This is a genomic window from Phreatobacter sp., assembly GCF_016793595.1.
Taxonomy (GTDB): domain Bacteria; phylum Pseudomonadota; class Alphaproteobacteria; order Rhizobiales; family Phreatobacteraceae; genus Phreatobacter.
The window spans coordinates 1-5,281 of sequence record NZ_JAEULY010000007.1 but is presented as its reverse complement, the minus strand read 5'-3'; the positions used below and the strand labels follow the sequence as shown (position 1 = coordinate 5,281).

Below are 5,281 nucleotides of genomic sequence, written 5' to 3'. Positions count from 1 at the left end.
CGTGACCGGCATCGTGCACCTGCCCGAGGGCACCGAGATGGTCATGCCGGGCGACAACATCGCCATGGAAGTGAACCTGATCGTGCCGATCGCCATGGAGGAGAAGCTGCGCTTCGCCATCCGTGAGGGCGGCCGCACCGTTGGAGCTGGAGTGGTCGCGACGATCATTGAATGATCGTCGCGAATACGGAATGCGATCAACCGCATTCCTGATGGCGGCGCCGGCGTCGTCGCAACCATCATCGAGTGATCGTCGCGAATACGGAATGCGACACGCGCATTCCTATGGAGTGATTGCTTGCGTCGCCGGGAGGCACTATACCCGGCGACTGCCATAGGGGCTTAGCTCAGCTGGTTAGAGCGGCGGTCTCCAAAACCGCAGGTCGAGAGTTCGAATCCCTCAGCCCCTGCCAATTCGAAAGGCCCGGCGCGATGCGCCGGGCCTTTTGCTTTGCGGGGCGGCGGTGAGTCCGGCCGGGTGAATCAGATGCGGGCAGTGTCAGGCCGGCGGAGCATTTCGGCCGCCGGCTGGAGCTGTCGCCGGAGCATGCACCCAAGCGGCCGTCAGGGACTGAAGGCGATAGCGCGGAACGTCCGGCGCTGCCGCCTGACCACATTCCTTGACGCGCCGTCCCGTTTCGGGTAGCAGACGCCACTCCCTGCTGGCCCGGTAACGGACTTCCTGCGGGACGCGCTTCCTCCAACTCGGGCCGACGCGCCGGCTTCTCGCCCTCGGGCGGAAGCGGTCATCGGTCCTGTCCGGATTCCAGAACGCCATGGCGAAGACCAGTCCCTTCGAGTTCATGCAGCAGGTGCGTCAGGAGGCCAACAAGGTCACCTGGCCGACCCGTAAGGAAGTCGGCATCACCTCGATGATGGTCGTGATCTTCATGATCGTCTCGGCGATCTTCTTCTTCGCCGCCGATTCCATCATCCGCTGGGGCGTTCAGGCGCTCCTGTCGCTCGGCGCCTGAGGAGAGACGTCCGTGGCGAAGCAGTGGTACGTCGTTCACGCCTACTCGAACTTCGAGAACAAGGTGGCCGAAGCGATCCGCGAAGGCGCGGCGCAGCGCGGCCTGTCGGAGCTGTTCGAGGATATTCTCGTGCCGAAGGAGCGCGTCACCGAGGTGCGCCGCGGCCGCAAGATCGATACCGAGCGCAAGTTCTTTCCCGGCTATGTGCTGGTGAAGATGGACATGACCGATCAGGCCTACCATCTGATCAAAAACACCCCGAAGGTCACGGGCTTCCTCGGCGCCGACAAGAAGCCGATGCCGATTCCCGAGGCCGAGGCGATGCGCATCGCCCAGCAGGTTCAGGAGGGCGTCGATCGCCCCAAGACCACGATCATGTTCGAGGTCGGCGAGAAGGTGCGCGTCAACGACGGGCCGTTCGCCTCGTTCGAGGGCTTTGTCGAGGAGGTCGACGAGGGGCGCTCGCGCGTCAAGGTCGCCGTCTCGATCTTCGGCCGGCCGACGCCGGTGGAACTGGAATTCGGTCAGGTCGACAAGATGTGACCGTCTGCCGCCGGCTCAGGCTGGCGGCATGAATGCCGGCGCCTTGAGCGCCGGTTCCGGAGCGGCCCTGGCCGTTCCGTTCACCCGTGGGAGGCGAGGGGAGGCGGTCCGCCAATCTCTCCGAACCCGACCACGAAACCCAACCGGACGGCCCCGCAAGGCCTGTCAGGAGGACAACCATGGCGAAGAAAATCGTCGGCTTCATTAAGCTGCAGGTGCCGGCCGGGGCCGCTAACCCCGCCCCGCCGATCGGCCCCGCTCTCGGTCAGCGCGGCCTGAATATCATGGAATTCTGCAAGGCCTTCAACGCGAAGACCCAGCAGATGGAGAAGGGGATGCCGATCCCCGTGATCATCACCGCCTACCAGGACCGCTCCTTCACCTTCGAGATGAAGCAGCCCCCGGTGAGCTACTGGATCAAGAAGGCCGCCAAGGTCGACAAGGGCTCGACGACCCCGGGCAAGGGCGCGACGGCCGGCAAGATCACCCGCGCCCAGATCGCCGAGATCGCCAAGGCGAAGATGGTCGACATGAACTGCGACTCGGTCGATTCGGCTGCGTCGATGATCGAAGGCTCGGCCCGTTCCATGGGCCTCGAGGTCGTGGGGTAAGCCATGAGCGGCAAGCGTTTCCGTAAGGCCTCCGAGGGCATCGACACCGTCAAGGCCTATCTCATCGATGAGGCGGTGAAGCTCGTGAAGGAGCGCGCCACGGCGAAGTTCGACGAGACCGTCGAGATCGCCATGAACCTCGGCGTCGATCCGCGCCACGCCGACCAGATGGTCCGCGGCGTCTGCAACCTGCCGAACGGCTCCGGCCGGACCCTGCGCGTGGCGGTCTTCGCCCGCGGCGCCAAGGCCGACGAGGCCAAGGCCGCCGGTGCCGACATCGTCGGTGCCGAGGACCTGCTCGAGATCGTGCAGGGCGGCAAGATCGACTTCGACCGCTGCATCGCGACCCCGGACATGATGGGTCTCGTCGGCCGTCTCGGTAAGGTGCTGGGCCCGCGCGGCCTGATGCCGAACCCGAAGGTCGGCACCGTCACGATGGACGTGAAGGGCGCTGTCGCCGCCTCCAAGGGCGGTGCGGTGGAGTTCCGCGTCGAGAAGGCCGGCATCATCCACTCGGCAGTCGGCAAGGTCTCCTTCGACCAGGGCAAGCTGATCGAGAACATCAAGGCGTTCGCCGACGCCGTGGTGAAGGCGAAGCCGACCGGCGCCAAGGGCACCTACGTTCAGAAGATCGCCATCTCCTCGACCATGGGTCCGGGCGTGAAGGTCGATCCGTCGAGCGTGCTGAACGGCTGAGTTCCCGGCCGGCGCCCGGACCTCCGGGCGCCGCGCCTCTCCGCAGTGTGAACGTGCCTTGCGGAAAAAGTTGCGGGTTCCTACTTGGCAACTGGAACAGGCTTTGCTAGACGACGCCGGCTAGGGGTGTGGGCAACCACGCCCTCATTGCGTTTGGGCCAAGATTCAAAAATCGCAGGTTGGATCGCGAATAGCCTTTCGGTGTCGCGGTCTTGCGAAGGTCTTACGGTGGAGTAATCCGGGACCTCGATCAGGAGTCCGACACGAGTTTAACGAGCTTCCGCGCGGGAATTCCTCGCGCGGCAAGGCCGGTGGAGTTGTCCTCAAAGCCCAAGGGCCTGAGGAAGGCAAAGCCGGAATGTCCTGTCCGAGACTGCAGGCGAGGGGGCTTCCCCTCTTAATCGCCAAGCCTGCACAGACGGGTGAAGACCGTTTCACCGGCCGATGAGGCCGAAGGAAGGGTTCGAACTCATGCACCTCGGCCGAGGGATGGTTTCATCCCGCGGTGTCCAGAGGGGACAGGGCCGAACGTCGATCGTTCGGTTTGGCCGGTTCGCCGGCGCCGATGATCGGCAGGTGCAACCCGGGGCGCCCGCAAGGGGGCCTCGATCAGAGAGAGCAAAAGTGGATCGCGCGGAAAAGAAAGAGCTGGTCGGCACGCTCAACGAGGTCTTCAAGACCTCCGGCGTCGTCGTCGTCGCTCACTATTCCGGCCTCACCGTCGCGCAGATGCAGGACCTTCGTCGCAAGATGAAGGCCCAGGGCGCGTCCGTGAAGGTCACCAAGAACCGCCTCGCCAAGATCGCTCTCGAAGGCACGGACGTCGCGTCCATCGGGTCCCTTCTCAAGGGTCCGACGATTCTCGCCATCAGCGAGGATCCGGTCGCGGCACCGAAGGTCGCCAGCGATTTCGCCAAGATTCACGACAAGTTCGTGATCCTCGGCGGAGCGATGGGAACGACCGCTCTGAATGCGGACGGTGTGAAGGCTCTGGCCACACTGCCGTCGCTCGACGAACTGCGCGCCAAGCTCGTGGGCCTCATCCAGGCTCCCGCGACCAAGCTCGCCCAGCTCTCGACCGCGCCCGCTGCCAAGCTGGCTCGCGTGTTCGGCGCTTATGCCGACCGAGACAAGGCCGCGTGAGGCTTCTCTCACTCAAACCGGTTCGAACCGTTCAAAAGGAAGTAGTAAATGGCTGATCTCGCCAAAATCGTCGACGAACTCTCGTCGCTCACCGTCCTCGAGGCCGCCGAGCTCGCGAAGATGCTCGAAGAGAAGTGGGGCGTTTCCGCCGCCGCCGCCGTGGCCGTTGCCGCCGCGCCGGGCGCTGGTGGCGCTGCCGCCGCCGTTGAGGAGCAGACCGAGTTCACCGTCGTTCTTGCCGCCGCCGGCGATAAGAAGATCGAGGTGATCAAGGAAGTCCGCGCCATCACCGGTCTCGGCCTGAAGGAAGCCAAGGACCTGGTCGAGGGCGCTCCGAAGCCGGTCAAGGAAGCCGTGTCCAAGGACGAGGCCGAGAAGCTGAAGAAGCAGCTTGAGGCCGCCGGCGCCAAGGTCGAACTGAAGTGATCATTCCCGGGTGGGCGGCGTCAGCCGCCCGCCCGGACCCCTTCGCGCCGGGCGACCGGAGCGGAAACGCCGCAAGGCGAACGTGACTTGGATGCGAGGCCTTCGGGTTTCGCGAGTGCAAACTTAAGGTGTCACGCCTGACCGGACGGTCCAGGGCGCGAAAGCGGCCCGAATTGGACCGTCCGGTCAGGCGTCTGCGGCGGGAGAGGCTGAACAGCCCGCCCGCCGCTGGAACCAGGACCGCCGCCGACGCCTGGCGGTCCAAGCGAGAGGCGACATGGCTCAGACTTTCACCGGCCGCAAAAGGTTCCGCAAGTTCTTCGGCAAAATCAGGGAAGTGGCGACGATGCCGAACCTCATCGAGGTTCAGAAGTCGTCCTACGACCAGTTCCTGATGGTCGACGAGCCCAAGGGCGGGCGCTCCGACGAGGGGCTCCAGGCGGTCTTCAAGTCGGTGTTTCCGATCACCGACTTCTCCGGCAGCGCGATGCTGGAGTTCGTGAAGTACGAGTTCGAGCCGCCGAAATATGACGTCGACGAGTGCCGCCAGCGCGGCATGACCTTCGCCGCCCCGCTCAAGGTGACGCTGCGCCTCATCGTGTTCGATGTGGACGCCGATACCGGCGCCAAGTCGGTCAAGGACATCAAGGAGCAGGACGTCTACATGGGCGACATTCCGCTCATGACGTCGAACGGCACCTTTATCGTCAACGGCACCGAGCGCGTCATCGTCTCGCAGATGCACCGTTCGCCGGGCGTGTTCTTCGATCACGACAAGGGCAAGACCCATTCGTCGGGCAAGCTGCTGTTCGCCGCCCGCATCATCCCCTATCGCGGTTCCTGGCTGGACATCGAGTTCGACGCCAAGGACATCGTCCACGCGCGTAT

6 protein-coding genes, 1 tRNA gene and 2 pseudogenes are annotated in these 5,281 nt (G+C 64.5%); all 9 read left to right on the top strand.

What is annotated here, in order from left to right; translation table 11 throughout:
- Nucleotides 1–175 (top strand): annotated as a pseudogene (tuf, locus tag JNK84_RS10490) (elongation factor Tu); the annotation flags it as partial.
- A 161-nt stretch (nucleotides 176–336) separates the two neighbouring features.
- Nucleotides 337–413: transfer RNA gene (locus JNK84_RS10485), tRNA-Trp, on the top strand.
- A 363-nt stretch (nucleotides 414–776) separates the two neighbouring features.
- The gene (gene secE / locus JNK84_RS10480) at nucleotides 777–974 is read left to right on the top strand and encodes a preprotein translocase subunit SecE (protein WP_293423807.1); all 198 of its coding nucleotides are present in this window, start codon (nucleotides 777–779) and stop codon (nucleotides 972–974) included.
- A gap of 12 nt (nucleotides 975–986) precedes the next feature.
- On the top strand, nucleotides 987–1,517 hold the full coding sequence (nusG, locus tag JNK84_RS10475) for a transcription termination/antitermination protein NusG (RefSeq protein ID WP_293423805.1): 531 nt from the start codon (nucleotides 987–989) through the stop codon (nucleotides 1,515–1,517).
- 179 nt (nucleotides 1,518–1,696) lie between these two features.
- Complete coding sequence (rplK, locus tag JNK84_RS10470) at nucleotides 1,697–2,128, top strand: 50S ribosomal protein L11 (protein ID WP_293423803.1); 432 nt, start codon at nucleotides 1,697–1,699, stop codon at nucleotides 2,126–2,128.
- A gap of 3 nt (nucleotides 2,129–2,131) precedes the next feature.
- Entirely contained in the window at nucleotides 2,132–2,824 is a 693-nt protein-coding gene (gene rplA, locus JNK84_RS10465; RefSeq protein WP_293423801.1) for a 50S ribosomal protein L1, read from the top strand.
- Nucleotides 2,825–3,448: 624 nt separating this feature from the next.
- The gene (rplJ, locus tag JNK84_RS10460) at nucleotides 3,449–3,967 is read left to right on the top strand and encodes a 50S ribosomal protein L10 (protein WP_293423799.1); all 519 of its coding nucleotides are present in this window, start codon (nucleotides 3,449–3,451) and stop codon (nucleotides 3,965–3,967) included.
- Nucleotides 3,968–4,015: 48 nt separating this feature from the next.
- Complete coding sequence (rplL, locus tag JNK84_RS10455; RefSeq protein ID WP_293423797.1) at nucleotides 4,016–4,393, top strand: 50S ribosomal protein L7/L12; 378 nt, start codon at nucleotides 4,016–4,018, stop codon at nucleotides 4,391–4,393.
- Nucleotides 4,394–4,670: 277 nt separating this feature from the next.
- A pseudogene (locus JNK84_RS10450) lies at nucleotides 4,671–5,281 on the top strand (DNA-directed RNA polymerase subunit beta); the annotation flags it as partial.

Coding starts and splice junctions, on each gene's coding strand:
- rplA (WP_293423801.1), top strand. CDS start 2,132: ATGAGCGGCAAGCGTTTCCGTAAGGCCTCCGAGGGCATCGACACCGTC.
- rplK (WP_293423803.1), top strand. CDS start 1,697: ATGGCGAAGAAAATCGTCGGCTTCATTAAGCTGCAGGTGCCGGCCGGG.
- secE (WP_293423807.1), top strand. CDS start 777: ATGGCGAAGACCAGTCCCTTCGAGTTCATGCAGCAGGTGCGTCAGGAG.
- rplL (WP_293423797.1), top strand. CDS start 4,016: ATGGCTGATCTCGCCAAAATCGTCGACGAACTCTCGTCGCTCACCGTC.